Source organism: Streptomyces sp. NRRL B-24484, assembly GCF_000717715.1.
Classification (GTDB): Bacteria; Actinomycetota; Actinomycetes; order Streptomycetales; family Streptomycetaceae; genus Kitasatospora.
The window spans coordinates 1-21,945 of the sequence record NZ_JOAI01000019.1; the positions used below are offsets into that span (position 1 = coordinate 1).

A 21,945-nucleotide genomic window follows, 5' to 3' on the forward strand; every position below is an offset into this window, starting at 1 on the left:
GGCGTCCCGGAGGTCGCGGACGGCCGCCTCCGGCCGGACGGTGAGCCGGAGGCGCCCGATCCTCTCGGTGACCAGGGCGGCGGTGTGCACGCGGCCGATGGCTTCGTACCGGGCGCGGGCCCGGCGCAGGTGCGTCAGGGCCGCCTCGGTGTCGGTGTCGGCGGCGAGCAGACCCCGGGACCACTGCACCCCCGCGGCGACGCCGGGGGCGTTCAAGCCCTCGATCCCTCGCTCGGCGTCGTCGGTCAGTCGGCTCGCCTCGTCGCGCAGGCCGCAGGCCAGTGCGGCTTCCACCGCGATCGGGAGCAGGTCGACGGGCCGTGCCCACAGGCCTTTGCGGCGCATGAACTCCACGACCGGCTCGGTGCGCCGCCAGGCCGCCTGCGTGTCGCCCTCCAGCAGGTCGAGGCGGGCGAGCCCGGTCACGGCGATCGGCGCGACTTCCGAGTTGAAGACGCTGGCGAGCGGGGTGAGGTCCGCACGGGCCCTGGCCCAGCGGCCCTGCGCCGTGTCCAGGGCCGCGCGGTCCAGCAGGAGATCGGACCGCTGCGGACTGTCCTCGGCGGTCACCGGCAGCATCGCCTCGATGGTCCGCCCGAGGTCGGCCCAGTGCCCGGCGGCCAGATCGAGCTCCAGCACAATCATGCGGCAGCTCTGCTGGATCAGCTCGAACCCCGCGCGGCGGGCCAGCTCCTCGGCCTCACCGGCCAGCGAGCGGGCTTGGTCGGCGCAGCCGTGGGCCAGCTCGAAGCAGGCCGCGTTGTGAAGTGCACGGGCGCAATGGCGCAGGATGCTGCGGTCGGTGCTTTCCCGGGGCAGTTGTTCGAGGAGCGCCCGGCCCTCCGGGCGGCCGGCGAGTGCCAGCAGGGTGATCCGGTTGGCCAGGACATCCGCCTGCGCGCGCGGGTCGTCACTGCGGGCCACCAGCTGCGCCGCGCGCTCGACCAGTGCCAGGTCCTCCGAGATGTCGCCGCCGTCCGCGCTCAGGCCGGAGTAGAGGCCGAGGCTTGCCATCGCGGCGGCGGCCAGCGCCGGGTTGCCCTCCAGTTCGGTGACGGCTCGTTCCAGCTCGGCGAGGTCGGTCCAGTGGACGTCGGTGTTCCTCAGGATCCGGAACAGGTTGAAGCGGATCTCGCCACGCACCTCGGTGGCCACGGCCGGGTCGGCAAGAATCCGGCGCAGGGTGGCCACACCGGCAGCCGGGCCGCTCCGGAAGGCGCCGAGGGGGTTGAGGGCCAGGGCCGTGCGGCTGAGGGCGAGGGCCGTGCGGCCGCGGTCGGCGGGCGCGAGGGTGGGCTCGGCGAGGAGCTGCTCCTGGAGCCCGGCGGCGACGCCGTCGTCGCCGATTCCGGTGGCGTGGTCGGCGGCGGCCATGGCCGCGGGCAGCCAGGCGGCGGTGTCGCCGAGGCAGCGGGTGTGGTGGGCGATCTGGACGTGGGCGGGCGTCTCCTGGGTGGCGAGGACCTCCACGGCCCGGGCGTGCAGGCGGCGGCGGCGCGGGTCCGGGATCCTGTCGTACACGGCCCGGCGCGCGAGTACGTGCCGGAATCCGTACCGGCCGGGCTCCCGCTCCAGCAGGACATCGGCGGCCAGCGCGGCGGTAAGGGCCTCTTCGATCTGATCATCCGTCAGTCCGGCCATCGCAGCCAGCCCGTCCTCGCTCGCGGGGACCGCGAGGACGGCGGCGGCCTGCACCACGGCCCTCGCGTCGCGGTCGAGCGGTTCGATCCGGCTGTTGACCGCCTCCTGCAGGGCGCGCGGCACCCTGGTGTCATCGAGCGCCAGAGGTGCGCCGGCCGTCCCGGTTCGGGGGATGTGGTCGCCGTCCCGGGCGAGGCGGTGGGTGAGGACGAGGAGGTCCTCCTCCACGGCGAGTGGCAGGCCGCCGCTGCGTTCGAAGAGTTCGCGGCAGAGGGGGCCGGTGGCCGCCGGGCCGATTGCCGAGGTGGCGAGCTCCCGGATCTGGGCTTCGGTGAGCGGTTCGAGGGTGATGTCGGTTCCGCCGACGCCGACCGGGCGGCGGTAGGGGGAGCCGAGCACGTTCCCGCTGCCTGGCAGGTCGCGCGGCCGGTAGGCGAGCACCAGTCGCAGCTGGTCGGGCGGGTTGCGGGCCAGCAACAGCAGCAGGTCGCGGGTGGCGTCGTCCGCCCAGTGCACGTCCTCCACGACCAGCACGGCAGGTCCCAGGGCCGCCAGCACCTCGTGCACCGCCCGCATGAGCTGCTGGTTGCGGGTGCCGCCTTCCTGGTTGGGGCCGGGCGGGGGGAGGCGGTCGGCGAGTTCCGGCGCCAGCGGCGCCAGGACGGTGGTCGCGGGACCGAACCGGGTCTCGGGTCCGAAGTGCGATGCTCCGCCGCGCAGTGCGTCGACGGCGGGGCCGAAGGGGAGTGGCTCGCGTAGCGGGTGGCAGGCGCCCCGCAGGACCGGCGTGCCATGGTCGGTCATGCGGGTCGTTGCCTCCTGGAGCAGCCGGGACTTGCCGATTCCCGGCTCGCCCTCGACGAAGACCACGGACGGCCCGTCACGGAGAGTGTTGAGGAGTGAGTCGAGTTCGTCCTCCCGTCCGACGAATGCGAAGCCCGAACGGTAATCGCGAGCAGGCCTGTCGGCGCGTGTACCAGTCATGGTCACTCCGAGCTGATCAAGCGGTCCCGTCACCGATTGTTCCACCTCCGCTTGGTGGTCCGCCATGCCCGGGGCATTCACCTGCGACGACCGGCAAGAGGTCCCCCTCTGTTGTCGAGTGCCTCGTGGACGTTGTTGCGGGTGGTGCCGAGTTTCTTGAGCGCGTTGGCGACGTGGTGTTCGACGGTGCGGGGGAGAGGGCGAGGGTGCGGGCGATGTCCTGGTTGGTGGCGCCGGTGGTGAGGAGTTGGGCGACCTGGTGTTCGCGGGGGGAGAGGTCGGTTCCGTAACTGCGGCGGCCTCGTGGTCCGGGGCGCAGCCGGCCGCTGTCGCGCAGGGCCTGTTCGCAGCGGGCGGCGTCGGCGGTGGCGCCGAGGCGGGTGAAGACGTCGAGGGCGTCCCGGAGGTCGCGGACGGCCGCCTCCGGCCGCACCACTGCACTCCGGCGGCGACGCCGGGGGCGTTCAGCCCTTCGATGCCGCCCTCGGCGTCGTCGGTCAGCTGCTGCGCCTCGTCGCGCAGACCGCAGGCCAGCGCTGTCTGGACGGCGGCCGGCAGCAGGTCGACGGGCCGCACCCACAGTCCCTTGTGGCGGATGGCCGCTGCCGCCCGTTCCATCCGCTGCCGGCCTGCTTGCGCGTCGTCCTCCAGCAGGTCGAGCCGGGCGAGCTCGGTGACCCCCATCTGCCCCAGGTCCCAGTTGGGGTTCTCGTCGAAGCTGGTGAGGACCGGCGCCAGATTCCGGCGTGCCCTGGCCCACCGGCCCCGAGCGCTGTCGAGGGCTGCGCCTGCCACGAGCAGGCCGAACCGGAGGGTGCTGCCTTCGGCGGTCTCCGGCAGCATCGTCTCGATCCTGCGGTCCAGCCCCGCCCAGCGTCCGTCCGCGAGATCGAGGTGCACCAGGATGCCCTGGCAGCTCTGCTGAATGATCTGCGAACCGGCGCGGCGGCCCAGTTCCTCGGCCTCGCGGAGCAGCGCCCGGGCGGTCTCGTCACAGCCGCGGGACATCTCGTGGTACGCCGCGTTGTGCAGGGCGCGGGCGCAGTGCAGGAGGATGCCACGGTTCTGGGTCCGGCGGGGCAGCCGTTCCAGGAGCTCCCTGCCACGCGGGTCGCCGACGACCTCCAGCAGGGTGATCCGGTTGGCGAGGACGTCCGCCTCGGCGAGCGCGTTGTCACTGCGGGCCACCAGACGCAGCGCCCGCTCCGTCAGGGCCAGGTCCTCGGTGATGTGGCCGCCTCGCGAGCTCAGGCTGGAGAAGACCCCGAGGCACGCCATGGCGACGGCGGCCAGGTCCGGTCTTTTCTCCAGTTCGGTGACCGCCTGCTCCAGCTCCTGCAGATCGGCCCGATGGACGTTGGTGTTTCCCAGGGTCCGGCCGAGGTTGAGGCGTATCTCGCCGCGGGTCTCGATGGCGAGGGCGGGGTCGGCGAGGATCCGGCGCAGGGTGGTCACACTGGCCGCCGGGTCGGCCCGATGTGTGGCGATGGCGCTGAGGGCCAGGGCGGTGCGGGTGCGGTCGTCGGCCGGGAGGGTGGGTTCGGCGAGGAGTTGCTGGAGCAGTTCGGCGGCGACGCCGTCGTCGCCGACCTCGGTGGCGTGGGCGGCCGCGGCGACGGCCCTGGGCAACCAGGCGGCGGTGTCGCCCAGGCGGCGGGTGTGGTGGGCGACCTGGACGAGTGCCGGCGGCTCCTGCGCGGACAGGACGGCCACGGCCCGGGCGTGCATACGACGCCGCCGCGGGCCGCGGATCCTGTCGTAGACGGCGCGGCGGGCCAGGGTGTGGCGGAACCCGTACCGGCCGGGAGTCCGCTCGACCAGCACGTCGGCGTCGAGTGCCTCCGTCAGGGCGTCCTCGGCCTGGTTCTCCGTCAGGGCGGCCACCGTGGTGAGGAGTTCCTCGCTCGCCGGTACGGCCAGGACCGCGGCGGCCTGCACCACGGCCACCGCGTCCTCGCCCAGCAGGGCGACCCGGCTGTTCACCGCCTCCTGCAGGACGCGCGGCACTCCCGCGTCGTCCAGGGCCGACGGCGCGGCACCGTCGTTGGCCCGACCGCGGCGGCCGGCCAGGACGAGGAGATCCTCCTCCACGGCGAGCGGCAGGCCGCCGCTGCGCTCGAAGAGTTCCCGGCAGACCGGGCCGGTCGCCGCCGCGCCGATGACCGACGCTGCGAACTCTCCGACCTGGGCCTCGGTGAGCGGCCCGAGTGTGATGTCGGTGCCGCCGACGCCGACGGGGCGGCGGTAGGGGGAGCCGAGGACGTTCCCTTCGCCGGGCAGGTCGTGGGCCCGGTAGGTGAGCACCAGCCGCAGCCGGCGCGGCGGGTTGCGGGCGAGCAGGAGCAGCAGGTCACGGGTGGCATCGTCGGCCCAGTGCAGGTCCTCCACGATCAGTACGGCCGGGCCCAGGGCGCCCAGTACCTCGTGCACCGCGCGCATGAGCAGCTGGTTGAGGGCGTCGCCTTCGAGCTCCGCACCGGCGGCGGGGAGCCGGTCGGCGAGCTCGGGTACGTGTGGTGCGAGGACCGCGGTCGCCGGGCCGAATCGGACTTCGGGCCCGAAGTGCGGCGAACCGCCGCGCAGGGCGTCGATCGCAGGTCCGAAGGGCAGCGGCTCACGGAGCGGGTGGCACAGTCCGCGCAGCGCGGGCAGGCCGCCCGCTCGGAGGCGCTGCTCGGCCTCGTTCAGCAACCGGGACTTCCCGATCCCCGCCTCGCCCTCCACGAGGATCACGGCCGGCCCCTCGTGCAGGGCGTCCATCAGTGAGCGCAGCGCGTCGTCACGCCCCACGAACGCGAAACCCGCGCGGCGGTCGCGAGCGGGTCCGTCGGTTCGCGCACCTGGCATGGAGCCATCTCCAGACGGGCTGATCGCGCAGCCGCCGAGGAGAGCTGTTCGCGCAGCCGTGTCACAGATTGTTCCACCCTGTCCGGCAACCGACCAACAGGCCGAGACCCTCGCCGGGCCGACCGGACCGGGGTGGGCCGCAGGGGGACCCCGGTGGGCGTGTGTCACAGCGGTGGCGTCGACGGCCACGGCCGGCACCTCCTCCCCGAGCCGTACGGCCACCGCAACGGCGTCGAGAGGTACTCCCGAAGCCGCACTCGCACCTCACGCCTCGAAGCACTGCGTCCCGCCGCCTGACGGCGACGGGACGCAAGCTCGGACCCCATGACCCGGCGGTGTCGGGGAGGCCGGGGCCACCGGCAGTCGCCGGTTCTACGGGAGGGGACGGTCAGGTGCAGGTGATGACGGGCTGGGCCCAGTCGGCGTGGTCGTTGGAGTTTCCGTCGCCGTTGTCGGTGGCGCGCAGGGTGAGTTCCATGGCGCCGGTGAGGTCCCCGGTGAGGTTCAGGGGGCCGTCGGTGCCGAGGCGGGTTCCGCTGTTGGCGGCCACCACTCCGTCGCGCAGGATCTGGAAGGTCACGGTGCCGCTGCTCCCGACCTCGTCGTCCACTCCGACGGTGGTGGTGAGGTTGGTGCACCTACCGCCGAGGTAGTAGGTGATCTCGGAATTGGCGTTCGTGCCGAGGCCCTTGGTGTAGGTGGTGCCTCCGATGGTCAGGGTGTGGCCGTCACCGGCGGCCTGCTCGCCGTTGCTGTGGTCGCGCTCCACCGGGCCCCATCCGTTGGTCGGCGTGGAGGACCAGTTCAGGTCGGACAGGGCGTGGCTGCCAGTGGTGGGGGCGGTCATTCCGCAGGCGATCTTGGGGTTGGCCCAGTCGGCGTGGTCGGAGTTGTTTCCGTCGCCGTTGTCGGTGACGCGCAGGGTGAGTTGCTGGCCACCGGTGAGGTCTGCCGTGAGGTTCACGGGGCCGTCGGAGCCGGTGCGGGTTCCGCTGTTGGCCACCACCGCTCCGTCGCGCAGGATCTGGAAGGTCACGGAGCCGAAGCTCCCGACCTCGTCGTCCACTCCGACGGTGGCGGTGACCGCGCTGCACGTTCCGCCGAGGTAGTAGGTGATGTCGGAATTGGCGTGCGCGCCGAGGCCCTTGGTGTAGGTGGTGCCTCCGATGGTCAGGGTGCGGCCGTCACCGGCGGCGGACTCGCCGTTGCTGTGGTCGCGCTCCACCGGGCCCCATCCGTTGGGCGGCGTGGAGGACCAGGCCAGGTCGGAGAGCTGGCTGATGCGCTTCGGCGGCGCGGCCTGGGTGTTCGGGGTGACCTTGAGCAGGCGGCTGCCGTGTGTGGGCAGGGAGGCGGTGAGGGAGGTCGCGACGCCGGTGGTGTTCGTCTTCGTCCACAGGTCGTGCACCGTCGCGGTGCCGCTGATGCCGAGGTCGGACCAGTTGACGGTGACGTTGGCGGTGGACGAACCCAGGTTGAACAGGGCGACGGTGTAGGTGCCGTCCGGGTTCGGGGTGTACCAGACCTGCTGCTGCGTCGACTGGTCGATCGGTCGGGCCGTGCGGCCGGCCTGGTTGACCGCGATGACCTCGTCGTTCTTCAGCATCGCGAGGTCGGTCGGGTCCAGCGAGGTGAGGTCGGTGCCGAGCATCAGCGAGGAGTTGGCGACGGCCCACAGGGTCATGTGGGTCTGCATCTCGTCACGGGTCAGGCCGGCCTTGGTCGGGCCGTTGCCGATCTCCAGCGAGTCCAGGTCGTTCCAGCCGCCGGGGCCGTTGAACGCGGCCCACTGCGGCGCGCTGGTGAAGCGCTGCGCGACGTTGGCCCAGTTGGTCAGCACGCCCGGGCACGAGTAGCACTCGAGATCGCCGTCGGTGCGCCAGCTGTTGGCGTTCGCCTGCCAGGTGGTGGCGTAGTTGTGGTCCAGAGCGAGCGACAGGCCGAGGTGGATCGGCCGGCCGGTCTGGTTGAGGGCCTGCGACCAGTGCTTGACGTTGACCGTGTCCGAGTTGACCCCGTCGAGCTTCAGGTAGTCGACGCCCCAGGAGGCGAGCAGGTTCGCCCAGGAGTTGTAGAACGCCTGGGCGGCCGCCGGGTTCTTGTTGAAGTCGATGTTGTACATGCCCCCGTTGCGGCCGGGGCCGAAGTTGGTCGCGTACGTCGTGGTGTCGGAGACGATGTCCTGGGCGTGGAAGCCGGTGCCCTCGATCGGCTTGTTCTGCGCGTACGCGTCCACCGGGATACCGGGAGTGACGTACATGCCGAACTTCTCGCCGAGGCCGTGCACGTAGTCGCCGACGGCCTTCATGCCGTTCGGGAAATGAGCCGGGTCGATCTTCCAACGCCCGAACGCGTCCGAGTTGGTCTGGGGCGCGAGGTAGTAGAAGTCGTCGACGTTGATGTACTTGAAGCCGTGCGAGACCAGGCCGTTGTCGGACATGGCCTTGGCCTCGGCCTTGATGTTGGCCTCCGTCGGGTTGGTTCGGAGAGTGCTCCAGCTGCTCCAGCCCATCGCGGGCGTCAGCGCGGCGCCGTTGGTCTGCGCGGCGGCCGCCGGCGTTGCGGCGCCGATCATGAGAGGGCCGACGGACGCGGAGAGGGCGGCGGCGATGGTGAGCGCCAGCGTGCGGCGGCCGCGGAGCCGGCCTCGGTCGGTGTGGTGCATGGTGTGTCCCTTGCGTTGCGGCGCACGTCGTACGACGGCTCGTGCGCGGTGGGGGTGTTCTGCTGCCCTGGGGGTGGGGCCCGGGGATGGTGGAGGGCTCACACGGCGGGGCCGGTGCTGGTGTGGGGCCGGCCTTGTCCGCTTCCCTTCCGGCAGGATCGGACCGGGACGCGGGGTGGGGATGTCCGTGCCGAGACCTGTTGGGCGAATGACGCGGAATTCGCCAGAAGTAAACAGAAGCGAACGCGTATGAACGTGAACATGTGATACATGCCCGCCCGCGGCGTGGTCAAGACTGGCTCGGCGAATCAGCCCTGTTGGCATCAGGTGTCGAATGACAGGGTGGGGCTCGCAGGGGTCCGGTTCGGTTGGGTACCGGAGGGCGGCGTCGGCGTAGTGGTTCTGGGCGCGGCTGCCGGGTGCTCGGACGGGCCTGCGTCGGTGACATGTCTGTGGCCCCGGCGGGAAGACACTGTTGGGAAATGGGGTCTGGCGTGCGTCCCGTCGTCGTCAGGCGGCGGGCCGCAGTGCTTCGAGGCGTGAGATGCGAGTGCCGGTTCTGGGATGCTCCTGTTCCAGGCGTCGGGGCGGGTGAGGTTCATCGCGGGGGCGGTGAACAGGTGCTGAGGGTGTGTCTTCCCCATCCCGCGGTAGCGGGAACTGCGCAGACCGAAGGCCCTGACCCCTTGGGAGACGGTGGCGTCGACGCCGTTGCGGTGACCGTATCGGCGCCTCCAGACCTCGCCCTGTTCAGCCGCGCGTGCGGCATGGATCGCCTCGTCCTCGGCTCGGGGCCGCAGGGTTATCTGGCGGCCGAGGCGGTTCTTCGTGCACTCGCCGCACGCCGGACACGGGGTGGGGTGCCGGGCGGGGAACCGGACCCGGATGACCGGGGTGCCCCGATGGCTCTCGGCATCGCGCCAGATCGTGCTGGTCCGTCCGCCGGGGCAGGCCACGGACCCGGTGTCCCAGTCGATGGTGAAGGCGTCCTGGTGGTAGCGGCCTTGGCCGTGGGCGCCGGGGCGGTTCGTTCGCTGACCTGATAGTTGTGCACCCAGACCTGCCGCAGCAGTTCCACCGCGCCCAGATCCCGCAGCCCCGGCGGGGCGTCGCGGGCGAAGAGCGCCTCCAGTAGCCGCATCCCGTCGGCGCCGACCTGTTCGGCCCAGGCGCGGCGCCCGGCCTGCGCACGCGGCAGCCGTTCCTGTTCCACCTGGTGCCTGTAGCGGTCGAACCACTCCGGCCCGACCTGCCCGGACAGCCAGCAGGGATCCTGCCCGGCCAGCTCGTTCAGCGCTGCCCGCACCGTCTCGGCGGGTATCTCCCCCCAGCCCCCACTTCCGAACCGACACAGAGCCCTCCCCGAACACGAACGGCGGTCCTTGCCATCCACAACCGGATGGCAAGGACCGCCGTCAAGCTCAGACCAGACCCCACTTCCCAACAGTGTCGATCGGCGGGGCCACAGGGGCGGTGTGTCGGTTCAGCGCCCGAGGACGCCGGGAGTGATCGGGGTCAGCCGATCTGCCAGCGCTGCAACGTGGAGCCGTTGTCGGTCTGCTGGGTGACCGCGGCGCCGTCGCTCGTGGAGGCGGTGGTCAGCAGGAGGCTGCTGTTCTTGTTGGTGACGGTCCAGGTGTTGGGGAAGGTCCAGCTGCCGTCGGCGGGCTTGAGGAACCAGTGCTGGCTGTCGGAGGATGCGTTGCAGGTGGCCTGGACGACGGCGGCGCCGGCCGTCTTGGAGCTGCCGGCGACGTCGAGGCACATCTGCGAGGAGCCGTTCGCCAGGCTGTAGGTGCCGTCGCTGTTGTAGGTGAGCTGCCAGTTCTGGTTGGTGCCGATGCCCGGGCTCCAGGTGATGAGCTGGGTGCCGGAGTTGGAGGAGGCACCGGGGTCGTCCAGCGCCTTCTTGTCGGCGGTGGGTGCGCCGGTCGTGAGCTTGTGGGTGCCGCTCAGGCCGCCGCCGTAGACCTCGAAGGACCACAGGGAGTAGCCCCAGATGGTGCCGCGCTGGGTGCCGTTCATCCGGACGTAGCGGCCGCTGGCGCCGAGACCGGTGAGGTCCAGGGTGCCGCCGGTGCCGCTGGTGGTGGAGTAGACGTCGCGCCAGGTGGTGGCGTCGTCGGAGACCTGGATCTTGTACGCCTTGCCGTAGGCGGTCTCCCAGCGGAGCACCACGCGGCCGATCGACTGGACGGAGCCGAGGTCGACCCGGATCCACTGCAGGTCGTCGGCCGGGATCGTCGGCGTGTTGTACAGGCTGGACCACCGGGTACCGGGGTCACCGTCGGTGGCCAGGACGGCGGCCCGGTCGGTGGCGTTCCACTGGCTGGAGGCGGTGGTGGTCCGGTTGCGGGCGATGTCGGCGGCGCCGGGCCAGGCGGGGTTGTGGCCGACGGCCGTCATGATCGGGACGAAATCGGCGTAGGTCGTGGTCAGCCTGGGCGAGCCCCAGGTCTTCTGGGCGAGGGTGCGCAGCGGGATCGCGATGCCCTGGGCGATCGCGTTCTCGTTCTGCATGTTGGCGGCGTCGCACCACACGTGGAGCAGCGTGCCGGGGTTCTTGGCCGCGTTGGTGATGGTCTGGTTGCTCTGGTAGGTGTCGGGGGTCCAGGTCTCGTACATCCACTGGGGGTCGGGCTTCTCGTTGGAGTCGCCGTTGGTGTAGTAGCCGATGTTGCGCGACTGGTTGGCGACGGTGAAACCGGCGTTCACCAGCACCTGCGGGGTCTGCCCGAGGAAGTCCCAGTACTCGGCGATGATGCGCGTGTGCAGGGGGACGATGCCGTCGCCGGACCCGATGCCGTCGCTCCACATCCGGGTGGTCTTGCCCTTGCTGACGAGCAGGTCGTCGACCTCGTTGATGAACCCGTAGTAGGCGTCCTTGGGCGTGGCGTTCGACCCGTAGGTGGCCCTGGCGTAGGCGCCCAGGGTGTTCTGGAAGCTGGAGAGATTGCCGCCCATGTACTCGTCGGCGCCGATGTGGAAGTAGGGAGCGGGGAAGAGAGAGGCGTACTCGCTGATCAGGTCCTTGATCAGCGTCCGCGCGCCCGCCTTCGAGAGGTCGATGTTGCTGTTGTAGACGGTGCCGGTGTCGCTCACGAGCCTGTAGTCGGGGTGCGGGTTCAGGAGCGGGGTCGCGTGGCCGGGCATGTCGATCTCGGGAATGATCGCGACCTTGTACTTCTGGCCGAGCGCGACGAGGTCGGCGATGTCCTGCTTGGAGTAGTGGTCGGTGGAGACGATCTCCGGGTGGCTGGAGCTCTCCAGCCGGAAGCCGTTGAAGTCCGACAGGTGGAACTGGAAGTAGTTGAGCTTGAGGTAGGACAGCTCCTTGATGTGCTGCTTGAGCCACGGGACGGTGAAGAACTGCCGGCCCTGGTCGACCATCAGTCCGCGTTCGGGCTTGAGGGGTGCGTCGGTCGCCGTTCCGGCGGGGATCGCGTTCGACTGCTTCAGGAGCTGCAGGACGGTGCGGGTGCCGTAGAAGGCGCCGGTGTCGGTCTTGGCCTGGATGTTGAGGCTCGAGCCGACGGTCATCTTGTAGCCCTCGGCGGGCCGGGTCGGGTCGTTCAGGGTCAGCGCGATGTCGCCGGTGGCTGCGGTGCCGGTGACGACCTGCACCGTCCGGCCGGCGAGCGTCGTGAGGTCGTCGGCGAAGGTGGCGGCCTCGTCGGAGAGCTGGGTGCTGTAGGCGGGGTCGACGACGATCCGGCTGCTGCTGGTGAAGGTGAACGTGCCGGTGCCGGCCGTCCACGAGCTCAGCGCGGGGACGGTCTGGGGTGTCGTGCCGACTGCGACGGCCGGGCCGCCGGCCGCTATGACCGGCAGGGCGGCGACGGAGGCCGCACAGGCGGCGGCCGTGAGGAGTCTGAGCAAGCGCATGGGGGAGCCTCGGGTCATGGGGGAGGGGCAGAGTGGCTGACTCCGCCCGGGCGGCCGCACGTCGCCCGGAGCGATGCCCGTGGCGAATTTCGCCCGGTGTGGAGAATTCCCTGAGGTCGGGCCCGGGTTTGATTTTCGTTCACGGGATGTTCCTGAGAGTGTCCCTATAGAACCCAAGGGTCGGGGGCGGGTCAATAGGGTTCTCAACCCGTTTTAATTGCCTCGTTCTGTCGGATTTCGGAGTGTCCTGCCAGGTCCGGACCAAGTGGGAGCCCGTTACTGCGTGTGGATCTCGGGCCGGTCGCTGGCACGACCGCACGGGAGGGGGCGTGAAGTCCGGTCGGTCTGCAGGATATGGATCCGTCGTCCGTCGGCGACTCGGGCGAGGAGCTTCCGGGCGTTTTCGATTTCCGGATCGGTGTTTTCCTTCGAGGTCTGGAAAAATCGGCGGTCCTTCCTCGCTGCGAAATTCTGCAGATTTATCGGAGCGCGGTCATCGGCGGCGCCGCCGCTGCCCCGGCCGTGGCACGGCAGGACGACGCCCAGGTCAGAGCGGCAGTTGGCCCGTCGCGCCGCAGTGTCCGAATCCCTTTCGGCGGGCTCTCTTTGCGGCCGGCGAGCAGCCGCGTGTGGCTGCTGAGGGGATGCCGTCCCAGTGCCGGCAGCGTCACTTGGTGCGTGCAGATGCTCAATACTGCTTGAAAAAATGCTCAACACATCATCTGTGCGCACAGATGGGGTTTCGGGGCGGCGTGCCTTCGCCCTCCTCGGCCGCCGGAGCCGACGCGTACTGCTCGACACGAGCCGGACACCGCCCTGATCGACCGGATGGCCGTCGCGCTCGTCCCGCTCCGCACGTCGTTCGCCGAGCTGTCTCCTCTGCTCCACCAGCCGGCAGGGGCAGATGAACGGCGACGGCTCGATCCAGTTGCGCCGGGGGCGGCACATCCAACCTCTGCCTGGCCGCCCGGAGCATTGCGAGCGCGGGTCTGGTCAACGGTCAGCCGGGCCGGTCGATCGGTGTCGCCACTTGCGGCTCCGCACCCCGCTGCCAGGCCTGGACCCACCATCGGGACGGCAACCTGAAGCTCGCCGGTACCACCAAGTGCCCCGACGTGAAGGGGTCGGCGTCACCGCGGCCGGCACCCCGGTCGACCTCTGGACCTGCGGAAGTGCCCCGGACGGCATCCAGGCCGATCGAACCTGGGCCGCCCCGTTCAATGCCCCGCCCGCACCCGGACACACCGTCCCGCGCCGCGGTGGGCCGTTGCCCGCCCACCGCGGCGCGGTCTCAACGGCACTGCGCCTCGACACCCTGGCCGGCGAACAGCCCAGCCAGGTGTCCGGGCGTGCGCGCCACCGCCGAGGTGGTCGACCACTGCCACGGCGCCCTCACCGGCGACGAACAACTGGTCGACACGCGCCACTGCCTGGGCGCCGGGCGCACCGCCATGGCCGCCGAGGTCACCCGCCTGCTCCGGGCGCTCCGGGCCGCCCCCGCGCGGGCCTCGCTGCGGACATTCTCGCCGCGCTCGCTCGTCGGCAGCACGTCACACCCACGGTGCGTCGGCCACCACGGCCGTGCAGTTGCGGACCACCCCGGCCCGGGCGGGCAGTCGGCTGCGGCAGCGGCCAGGAATCCCGTCGCCGCTTCCGCCCGGGTGCGCGGCACCCCCGGTTCCCCCAGGGGCTTGTGACTCGGCGTCACCGGTCGGGCTGACGCGGTCGGCCAGGGAGCAGGTCAACCTCGGCGGCGAGAGGGGACTGCCGATCCGTCCGGCAAGCTCCCAGAAGGGCGGGGCCGGTGGCTGCCCGTGGGGCTCCCGTCAGGTCGCGGCCGCGCGGGCCGCGAGGGCCGCGCCGATACAGGCGGCGCGGAACTGCAGTCTTGCCGGCGCGAGCGGCGCGGGCGGACCGTTGTCCGGGCCGCCGACCCGGGCGAGTCGCAGGGCAGCGCCGAGGCGTTGAGTGGACAGCGGGGTCGCGTCGATGACGATGCGATCCGGTCGGCAGTGCCGGGCTGCACGGATGAGCATGCCCGCGGGGCCGGCCGTGCACCCGGCGGTGCACCGGCCCGGTGCGGAGCAGCCGCAGGGGCCGCCGGGGCGCGGGTGGCACTCGTGGCTCGCCGCGCGGGTGGGCAGCGCGGGGTCGACCGCCGGCAGCCGTCCGTTGAGGATGAACGCCGTGCCGGTGGACAGCTCCGCCTGCAGATAGAGGAGGCGGGCGGCACCGGCGCCCGCGCCGAGGTGGGCCTCCGCGTAGCCGGCCGCGGCGGTTCGGTCCCTGACGACGACAGGCAGGTCGAGCTGCTCCTCGATCCACGGCCCGACGGCTGTGCCGTCCCCTTCGCCGATGGGTGAGCAGGCGCCGCCGGACCGGGAGCGCAGCGCGCAACCGGGGAGGGCGAGGCCGACCGCGCTCACCCGCACGCCGTGGCTCCGGGCGCGGCCCACGAGGCGGTTGCCGCAGGCCAGCAGGGTGTCCACCACGGCGGCGGCGCCGCGCTCGGTGTGTGTCGCCCAGCGTTCCGTGTCGACAGGTCTGTTGGCCAGCAGGACGGTGCCGGTGACGAACGCGGCGCCCAGGTCAAGTGCGATCACTGCCACCGCGGGTCCGCCGTGCTCGTCCGGGCCGGTGGCCGCGTTCGGTGGCTGTGCGGTCCCGTGGCCGCTGCGCGGTCGCGGCAGGGGACCGGTCCGGCGGGGCGAGGTAGCGTCATGACGCTCTCCAGGGGTCGTCGTTGTGCGCCGATGCGGCGTGCGAGTGAGAAGGGCCGCGCACTCCGCGCCGGGCGTGTCGGCGCACCAAAGATGCGCAGTCTTGCCGCATTATGTGCGATCGGCGGCCGGTGGCAGCATTGACGAGCATAATTCTTGTTTTAATGCGCCAGATGACCGCTTTCTGTGGATGATGCGGCAACGGTTCGATAACCGCCCTGGAATGCCTTGCTGACCGGGGGCAAGACTTGCGCCCATCACACCGCGGCGGCGCCCCGGCCCATCCAGCGATCCAGGCGTCCAGGCCCTCCCCGGCCTGTCCGGCCGGCCCTCGACCGGCGCCCCCGTCGCGCCTCCCCTCGCAGGACCTGTCCCCAGGTCCGCGCACAAAGGTGAAAGTCATGAAGCGATGTCTGCTGCGCCTGCCCGCCATCGCCGTCACCGGTGCCCCGCCCTCTCGGCCAGTTCGAGCCCCGGCGGCGCGCCGTCGGCCGGCGGCACCACCATCAAGTCGAGGACGTGCTCGCCACCGGCCCCCGGGCCAACCTGATCGACGCCTTCACCGAGGCCGGCCAGGCCGACGGCGTGCGGTACGGCATCCCGGTCGTCTCCTCGGCCGGCGCGTTCTTCTGCAACAAGTCGGTCTTCGCCCGGGCCGGCATCACCGCCGCGCCCACCACCTGGGACGAGGTGAAGCAGGACGCCGAGCTGATCAGGGCCAAGGTGTCCGGCGTGACCCCGTACGCGCTCCCGCTCGGCCCGGAGGAGGCCAGGGCGAGAGCATGACGTGGGAACTCGGCAATCCCGTCACCACCGACCGCAGGACCGCCTTCGCCGACTTCGCCGCCGGCAAGGCGGCCATGCTCAGCGGCCACCCCTCGCTGATCCAGATGTCCAGGGACGGCAAGGTCGAGTAGGGCGTCGCGCCGATCCCCGGCAGGACGGCACCGCCGCAGTCCACCCTCGGCGTGGCCGACCGGGCGATGGCGTTCAGGAAGAACGGGCACGCCGCACAGATCAAGAAGTTCCTCGGCTTCGCGTACACCGAGGAGGACACGCTGAAGTTCGACGAGCTCTACAACCTCATGCCGGTCACCCAGGACACCCTGCAGGAGATGAAGACCGGCGGGAAGCACCAGGACCTGGCCCCGTTCTTCGCCCTGCTGCCGCAGGCCCGCTTCTACCCGCTCAGTGACACCAGCTGGGACGCCGTCTCCGCCGAGATCAAGAAGAGCGGCGGCAGCGCCGTCAACGACGACCGGCCCAGGTCCCGGGCGACCTGCAGAAGAAGGCCGAGCAGGCCCAGGCCGACAAGTAGCCGTCCCGGCCCCTCGGCCGCAGAACTCCGGGCCCGGGCGCAGACGGCCGCCCCGACCCAAAAGCTCCCGGGCCCGGATCCCTCCATGAAGGACCCCCGCCTGCAGCTGACCACCACCCCGGACAGCCAGCCCCTGACCGTCGGCATCAACAACTTCATCGGCAACTACACCGTCCAGTGCAACTACCTGTCCGCCGGCCCGGGCGTCGCCGTCCTCCCCGTCGTCGTCCCGTTCGGACTCATCGAGCGCAAGGTCGTCTCCGGCCTTACAGCGAGCTCCGTCACATAGCCGTCTCCGCAGCGCGCTTACGCCCGCGAGCGCAGGAACCTGCAGCGCCCGACCGATTCACCATGGAGAACCGCGTGTCCCACGTCGAAGCCGAGACCGTCGGCCGGCCCGCCCACTGGGCCGAAGCGGCTGCCGTCGTCGCCGCCGACCCCGGCGGCCCGCCCAGCCCCGGCGAACGCACCGCCGTCGTCGACTGCGGCACATCCCTCCACGTGGCCCAGGCCCAAGCTCAGCTGCGCGAGCACGGCGGGCAGGGCGAGACGGACGCCCGTACGGCGCTGACCGGACCCCTTCCCGAGGCGCTGATCGACGCCGCCGAAGTCGCCTTCCTCGGCGCCGGATGGAGCGGCGGCCTCGCCAACGAGGCCGCGCCCAGGAGGCGCAAGGCCGCCCTCTTATGGAGCGAGGCCCACTCCGCCGTGGAGTTCCGGCACGGATCGATCGGCATCGCCGCACCCGACACCGCATCTTGGATGCCCGGCGCCGCACTCGACGGCCTCGCCGACCAGGTCCGCGACACCGGAGCCCACCCGGTCGAGAGCCGCTTCGACCCGGTCGCCGAACCCCTCCGCGTCCACTGGCCGTCCGTCGTCCGTGCCACCGCCCGCGACCGCGACCCCGACGGGCCCCGCCACCTCACCCGCTCCGTGAACCTCGCCGCCGCATGAGCCCCGCCGCCCCCTGTGTGCTCGCCGTCGATGTGGGTGGAACCGGCATCAAAGCCACCGTGCTCGACGCCGACCTTGCCGTCCGCCACACGACCTGGCGGCCCACCGGCCGCGAGCGCGGACCGCGGGCCGTCGTGGACACCGTGACCGCCCTCGTCACCGAACTCCTCGACACGGCCGGCCGCCACGGCACACCCCCGCAGGCCGTCGGCCTCGCCCTGCCGGGCATCGTCGACGAGACCACCGGCACCGCCGTGCACTCCGCGACCATCGGTTGGCGCAACGTCACCTTTCACGACATCATCTCCGGCGCCACCGACCTGCCGGTCGCCGTCACGCACGATGTCCGCGCCGGCGGCACCGCCGAAGCCCGCCTCGGCGCCGGTCGGGGCCACGACCACTTCCTGTTCGTGCCCATCGGAACCAGCATCGGCGCGGTGATCATGACCGGTTCACGCGCCGGCACCGGTGCCCACCACTGTGCCGGCAAGATCGGGCACCTTCGGATCCGCCCGAACGGCGAACCCTGCACCTGCGGAGCGCGTGGCTGCGCCGAGACCTATGCGTCGGCGGCGGCCGTCGCCCGCCGCTACGCCGCCGTCACCGGACGCACCGCCGACGCGGCCGAGGTCGCTGCCCGGACCGCTGCCGGCGAGTTACCGGCCCGGGCGGTCTGGGACGAGGCCGTCGACGCCCTCGCCGACATGCTGGTACTCACCACCACCGTCCTCGACCCGCCGCTGATCGTCCTCGGCGGAGGTCTCTCCCAAGCCGGCGACCTTCTCCTCGACCCCCTGCGCACCGCGATGGCCGCCAAGGCGACCGTGTCGGCCGTCCCCACGGTCGAGGCAGCCGAACACGGCGAGCGCGCCGGCTGCCTGGGTGCCGGCCTGCAGGCGCTGGACCTGATCCCCGGCCCGGTGAGGACGGGGGCACGCTCCCTGTGATCGTCCGTGTGAATCCCGGCCCTGCGCGCGACGTCACTCACCGTGGACCACCCTCGGCGGCACCGTTGCGTCGGCGGGAAGCAGCGTGTGGACGGGACTTCGACCGGACACCCGTCAGGCGCTCCGGTCCGCCGTCCAGGTCGAACCCCCCCTGACCACCCCCTCCACCACTGCCCTCCACCACCGGGACCCGTCATGCCACTGTCCACGACAGCAGTCCTCGTCACCCGCGCCGCCGCCCGCGGCGGCGCGGTCGGAGCCGTCAACGTCATCACCCTCGAACACATCGAGGCCGCCGTCCGCGGCGCCGAGCGGGCCGGCCAGGCCGTCATCCTCCAGATCAGCGAGAACGCCATCAGGTACCACGACGGGCGGCCGGGGCCGATCACGGCGGCCTGTCTCTGCGCCGCGCAGGCGGCCCAGGTCGACGTGGCGCTCCACCTCGACCGCGTCAGGAGCCCGGAACTCCTCTTCGGCGCGGTGGACTGCGGATTCAGCTCCTTCATGATCGACGCCGCACACCTGCCCTGCGAGGACAACGTCGCCGCCACCCGCGCCGCCGTCGACTGGGCCCACACCCACGGCATCTGGGCCGAGGCCGAACTCGGCGTGGTCGGTGCCAAGGGCCCGGTCGACGCGCACGCACTCGGCGCACGCACCGACCCGGACGAGGCAGCCAGATTTGCCGCCGACACGGGCGTCGACGCGCTCGCCGTCGCGATCGGGAGCACCCACGCCGTGACCGATCGCACCACCCGCCTGGACCACGGCCTGCTCGGCCGTCTGCGCGCCGGCGTCGGTCGGCCGCTCGTGCTGCACGACTCCACGGGCGTGCCCGACGACGAACTCGCCGCCGCCGTGGCCGGCGGCATCACCAAGGTCGGCATGGGGACGGCATTCAACATCGCCATGACCGGCGCCGTCCGTGCCCGGCTCGTCGCCGACCGGCACGCGGTCGACCCCCGCGGCTATCTCTCGGACGGACGCGGCGCCATGGCGACCCTGACCGCCCACCTGCTGTCCGTCCTCAACGGCCCTGCCGCACCTGCCGCGTGAACGATCAGGCCGCCGAACCGTCGTCGGCCTGCCACCACCTGCGCCCACCCGACCGGAGGAAGATCTCATGGGGGACCTCGTCCTCGTCCGCCACGGCGAGACCGCCTGGACGATCACAGGACAGCACGCAAGCTACACCGATCTGCCGCTGACGCCGGAAGGGGAGCGCCAGGCACGGGGTCTGGGCGTCGTCCTGTCGGGACTGCATTTCGGCCGGGTCCTCAGCAGCCCGCGCATCCGGGCACGGCAGACCGCCCGGCTCGCGGGCCTCCCCGCTCCTGAGCTCCGCGACGACCTGCGGGAATGGGACTACGGCTGCTACGAGGGCCTGCGGACCACGAACATCTTCCGGCGGCGGCCGGGGTGGAGCCTGTGGCGCGACGGTGCGCCGGCCGAAGGGCCGGGTCGCCCCGGCGAATCCCCGATCCAGGTCGGTGAGCGGGCCGACCGGCTCCTGCGCGACCTGCGGGCGGACCTCGTCGCCGATCACGGAGACGTGGTCGTCGTCGGGCACGGCCACTTCCTGCGGGTCCTGGCCGTCCGCCACCTGGGTCTGCCGACGGCCTGCGGTGCTGTCTTCCATCTGGCGCCCGCGGCGGTCGGCCGCCTGGGCACACACCGCGGCCGGCCGGTGGTCCTCGGGTGGAACGACCGGTCCTCGGGTTGAGCGGCGCGCCGCCGCGAAGCGGGATCGGACCCGGCGCGCTCCGGGATGCGGTGTCCACCGCAGATCGGCGCCGGGAGTTCCCGATATCAACACGGTCCAACATCTCGGGTCGGGCCGTCGCCCTGCGGTGAACCGTCAGGCCTGCGACCCCGAACATGCTGGTGAGGCGATTCCACGGGCCTGCTGGAGTGCCACTCTGCCATGATCGCGACGTCCAATGTGCTGATCGATCGTCACCTTGGGTCCTGGAAAAGCCAAATGAAGTTGTGTGATTGTGTTGACTTGCTGCCACTTTCGCGCAGAATTAATCACACCTCGCCGGTGCCGTGGGCCGATCTGCAGATCGGTAGCGCTGGCGCGATCGCGGCGAGGACCATCGGCGCGCGCCCCCGGGCACCGCACGGCTTCCGGTCGTGCCGTGCCCGCGGGCGACCGTCCGACCTCCCATCCGGAAGGCAGGACTGTCATGACCATGCCCCGAAGGTTGTGGGCGGCCGCCACCGCGGCGCTCGCCACAGCCACCTCGCTGATGCTTCCCCTGGCTCCGGCCCACGCCGATCCGACCGCCACCAGCCCCAACGGCAACGGCCTGGCCGTGACCCCGCCCATGGGATTCAACAACTGGGCCAGGTTCGGGTGTTCGACCGGAAATCCGTACCCGGGCGACACCGGCCCGAGCGAGTCGTTGATCCTCGCCCAGGCGGACGCCCTGGTGAGCCGCGGCCTCGCGGCCAAGGGCTACACCACCGTCACCATCGACGACTGCTGGATGGCCGGCTCCCGCGACGCCTCGGGAAACCTGGTCGCCAACGCGAGCACCTTCCCGCACGGCATGGTCTGGCTCGGGCAGCAACTCCATTCCAAGGGACTGAAGTTCGGCATCTACGAGGACATCGGCAGCCACACGTGCGGTGGCTATCCGGGCAGTTGGAACCACTTCCAGCAGGACGTCGACCTCTTCGCCTCCTGGGCCGTCGACTACATCAAGCTCGACGGCTGCAACATGCCCGCCGCGTCCAACAGCGCCGCCGGCTACACCACCGCCTACCACGCCTTCGGTGCGGCGATGAAGAACAACGCCTCCCGGCGTGACATGGTCTACTCCGAGTCCTCGCCCGCCTACTTCTTCATCGGCAGCACCGATCTCAGCGACTGGTACACCGTCATCGACGCCGCGAGCAAGGACGGTCAGCTCTGGCGGGAGGGCTACGACGTCCAGATGTTCCATCAGGGCGGCTCCGCCTGGAACAGCGTGCTGACCCAGTACGGCTACAACTGGCCGCTCTCGCGGTACGCCGCGCCCGGCAGCTGGAACGACCCCGACTTCCTGGTCACCGGTGACAACCTCACCGACGACGAGTCGCGCAGCCAGATCGCCCTCTGGTCGATGATGGCCGCTCCGCTGATCCTCAGCACGGACATCACCGCACTGTCCCCGGCCTCGCTCGCCGCGCTGTCCAACAGCGACATCATCGCAGTCGACCAGGACGGCCTCGGCAAGCAGGCTGGCTTGGTCGCACAGAACGGCAGCACCGACATCCTCGCCAAGCAACTCGCCAACGGTGACCGGGCTGTGGCCGTGCTCAACCGCGGCTCCGCTGCCACCACCGTGAGCACCTCGCTCGCCGCTGTCGGCTTCACCGGCAGCTGCACCGCCACGGTGAAGAACCTGTGGACCGGCGCCACCTCCACCACCACCGGGACCGTCAGCGCCACGGTGCCCGCCCACGGCACCGCCATCGTCCGGATCGCGGCGGGCGGCTGCGGCCGGCAGCCCACCGGCGAGGTCGCCGGCATCGGCGGAAAGTGCCTCGACGACAGCGGCTCGCTCACCGGCGACGGCAATCCCGCCATCCTCTACCACTGCACCGGCAACGCCAACCAGCGCTGGACGCTCCCGGGCGACGGTACCGTCCGCATCCTCGGCGCGTGCCTGGACGCGGTCTACCGGACGAACGACAGCCGGTACACCGGCTACTGGGCCGCCATCGGCACCTGCGACGGCCGCGCCACCGAGAAGTGGACCTACCGGCGCAACGGCAACCTGTCCAACGACGGCCTGCCCGGCCTCTGCCTCGACGACTACGCGGCCCTCACCGACGACGTCAACCCGGTCATCGTCTACCCCTGCGCCGGCGCCGGCCGCAACGAGGCGAACCAGATCTGGGCGCTGCCCAGCTGAACCGCACCTCCGATCGCAGCACGGTGTCCCGGGGCCGAACGCCCCGGGACACCGTGCTGCCGCGTGGTCCTTCCCG

Annotated in this window: 15 protein-coding genes and 1 pseudogene; 9 read left to right on the forward strand and 7 right to left on the reverse strand. The window is 71.5% G+C overall.

Annotated elements, in window-relative coordinates; genetic code table 11:
* From IE98_RS52575 to IE98_RS0118260, 6 genes and pseudogenes are all read right to left on the reverse strand, one after another.
* A partial coding sequence (locus IE98_RS52575) for an ATP-binding protein (protein ID WP_420706201.1) occupies positions 1-2,691 on the reverse strand: 2,691 nt, incomplete at its 3' end.
* Entirely contained in the window at positions 2,642-3,385 is a 744-nt protein-coding gene (locus IE98_RS52580; protein WP_420706202.1) for a LuxR C-terminal-related transcriptional regulator, read from the reverse strand. The genes IE98_RS52575 and IE98_RS52580, both read right to left, overlap by 50 nt.
* A 1,553-nt stretch (positions 3,386-4,938) precedes the next feature.
* Positions 4,939-5,472, reverse strand: a pseudogene (locus tag IE98_RS52585) (ATP-binding protein); the annotation flags it as partial.
* Positions 5,473-5,860: 388 nt separating this feature from the next.
* Entirely contained in the window at positions 5,861-8,137 is a 2,277-nt protein-coding gene (locus tag IE98_RS44730; RefSeq protein ID WP_052390663.1) for an NPCBM/NEW2 domain-containing protein, read from the reverse strand.
* Positions 8,138-8,460: 323 nt separating this feature from the next.
* Positions 8,461-9,507: a transposase gene (locus IE98_RS52590; RefSeq protein WP_420706198.1), complete on the reverse strand. Its 1,047-nt coding sequence runs from the start codon at positions 9,505-9,507 to the stop codon at positions 8,461-8,463.
* Between the two features lie 145 nt (positions 9,508-9,652).
* The gene (locus tag IE98_RS0118260) at positions 9,653-12,022 is read right to left on the reverse strand and encodes a family 20 glycosylhydrolase (protein WP_052390664.1); all 2,370 of its coding nucleotides are present in this window, start codon (positions 12,020-12,022) and stop codon (positions 9,653-9,655) included.
* A 1,349-nt stretch (positions 12,023-13,371) separates the two neighbouring features.
* On the opposite strand from IE98_RS0118260, the gene IE98_RS0118265 reads away from it, so the two are divergent.
* On the forward strand, positions 13,372-13,719 hold the full coding sequence (locus IE98_RS0118265) for a hypothetical protein (RefSeq protein WP_030270193.1): 348 nt from the start codon (positions 13,372-13,374) through the stop codon (positions 13,717-13,719).
* A 129-nt stretch (positions 13,720-13,848) separates the two neighbouring features.
* On the opposite strand, the gene IE98_RS0118270 is transcribed toward IE98_RS0118265, so the two are convergent.
* Entirely contained in the window at positions 13,849-14,625 is a 777-nt protein-coding gene (locus IE98_RS0118270; protein WP_030270194.1) for an ROK family protein, read from the reverse strand.
* 561 nt (positions 14,626-15,186) lie between these two features.
* On the opposite strand from IE98_RS0118270, the gene IE98_RS50885 reads away from it, so the two are divergent.
* From IE98_RS50885 to IE98_RS0118305, 8 genes are all read left to right on the forward strand, one after another.
* Positions 15,187-15,528, forward strand: a complete 342-nt coding sequence (locus IE98_RS50885; protein ID WP_234443585.1) for an extracellular solute-binding protein — start codon at positions 15,187-15,189, stop codon at positions 15,526-15,528.
* Positions 15,525-15,659, forward strand: a complete 135-nt coding sequence (locus IE98_RS51965) for a hypothetical protein (protein ID WP_267882344.1) — start codon at positions 15,525-15,527, stop codon at positions 15,657-15,659. The genes IE98_RS50885 and IE98_RS51965 overlap by 4 nt, the downstream gene beginning before the upstream one ends.
* 51 nt (positions 15,660-15,710) lie before the next feature.
* Positions 15,711-16,349, forward strand: coding sequence for a hypothetical protein (locus tag IE98_RS50890; RefSeq protein WP_052390666.1), 639 nt, complete (start codon positions 15,711-15,713; stop codon positions 16,347-16,349).
* 74 nt (positions 16,350-16,423) lie between these two features.
* The gene (locus IE98_RS0118285) at positions 16,424-17,017 is read left to right on the forward strand and encodes a hypothetical protein (RefSeq protein WP_078661125.1); all 594 of its coding nucleotides are present in this window, start codon (positions 16,424-16,426) and stop codon (positions 17,015-17,017) included.
* Positions 17,014-17,964 (forward strand): ROK family protein, encoded by a 951-nt coding sequence (locus IE98_RS0118290; protein WP_043174494.1) that lies wholly within the window; start codon positions 17,014-17,016, stop codon positions 17,962-17,964. The genes IE98_RS0118285 and IE98_RS0118290 overlap by 4 nt, the downstream gene beginning before the upstream one ends.
* Positions 17,965-18,159: 195 nt before the next feature.
* Positions 18,160-19,020: a class II fructose-bisphosphate aldolase gene (locus tag IE98_RS0118295; RefSeq protein ID WP_030270204.1), complete on the forward strand. Its 861-nt coding sequence runs from the start codon at positions 18,160-18,162 to the stop codon at positions 19,018-19,020.
* Between the two features lie 67 nt (positions 19,021-19,087).
* The gene (locus tag IE98_RS0118300; RefSeq protein ID WP_030270206.1) at positions 19,088-19,687 is read left to right on the forward strand and encodes a histidine phosphatase family protein; all 600 of its coding nucleotides are present in this window, start codon (positions 19,088-19,090) and stop codon (positions 19,685-19,687) included.
* A gap of 466 nt (positions 19,688-20,153) precedes the next feature.
* Positions 20,154-21,869 carry a ricin-type beta-trefoil lectin domain protein gene (locus tag IE98_RS0118305; RefSeq protein ID WP_030270208.1) on the forward strand — a complete coding sequence of 572 codons (1,716 nt, stop codon included), beginning with the start codon at positions 20,154-20,156 and terminating at the stop codon, positions 21,867-21,869.
* Positions 21,870-21,945 lie beyond the last annotated feature (76 nt).

Coding starts and splice junctions, on each gene's coding strand:
- IE98_RS51965 (WP_267882344.1), top strand. CDS start 15,525: ATGACGTGGGAACTCGGCAATCCCGTCACCACCGACCGCAGGACCGCC.
- IE98_RS44730 (WP_052390663.1), bottom strand. CDS start 8,137: ATGCACCACACCGACCGAGGCCGGCTCCGCGGCCGCCGCACGCTGGCG.
- IE98_RS0118290 (WP_043174494.1), top strand. CDS start 17,014: ATGAGCCCCGCCGCCCCCTGTGTGCTCGCCGTCGATGTGGGTGGAACC.
- IE98_RS0118260 (WP_052390664.1), bottom strand. CDS start 12,022: ATGCGCTTGCTCAGACTCCTCACGGCCGCCGCCTGTGCGGCCTCCGTC.
- IE98_RS0118305 (WP_030270208.1), top strand. CDS start 20,154: ATGACCATGCCCCGAAGGTTGTGGGCGGCCGCCACCGCGGCGCTCGCC.
- IE98_RS0118300 (WP_030270206.1), top strand. CDS start 19,088: ATGGGGGACCTCGTCCTCGTCCGCCACGGCGAGACCGCCTGGACGATC.
- IE98_RS0118295 (WP_030270204.1), top strand. CDS start 18,160: ATGCCACTGTCCACGACAGCAGTCCTCGTCACCCGCGCCGCCGCCCGC.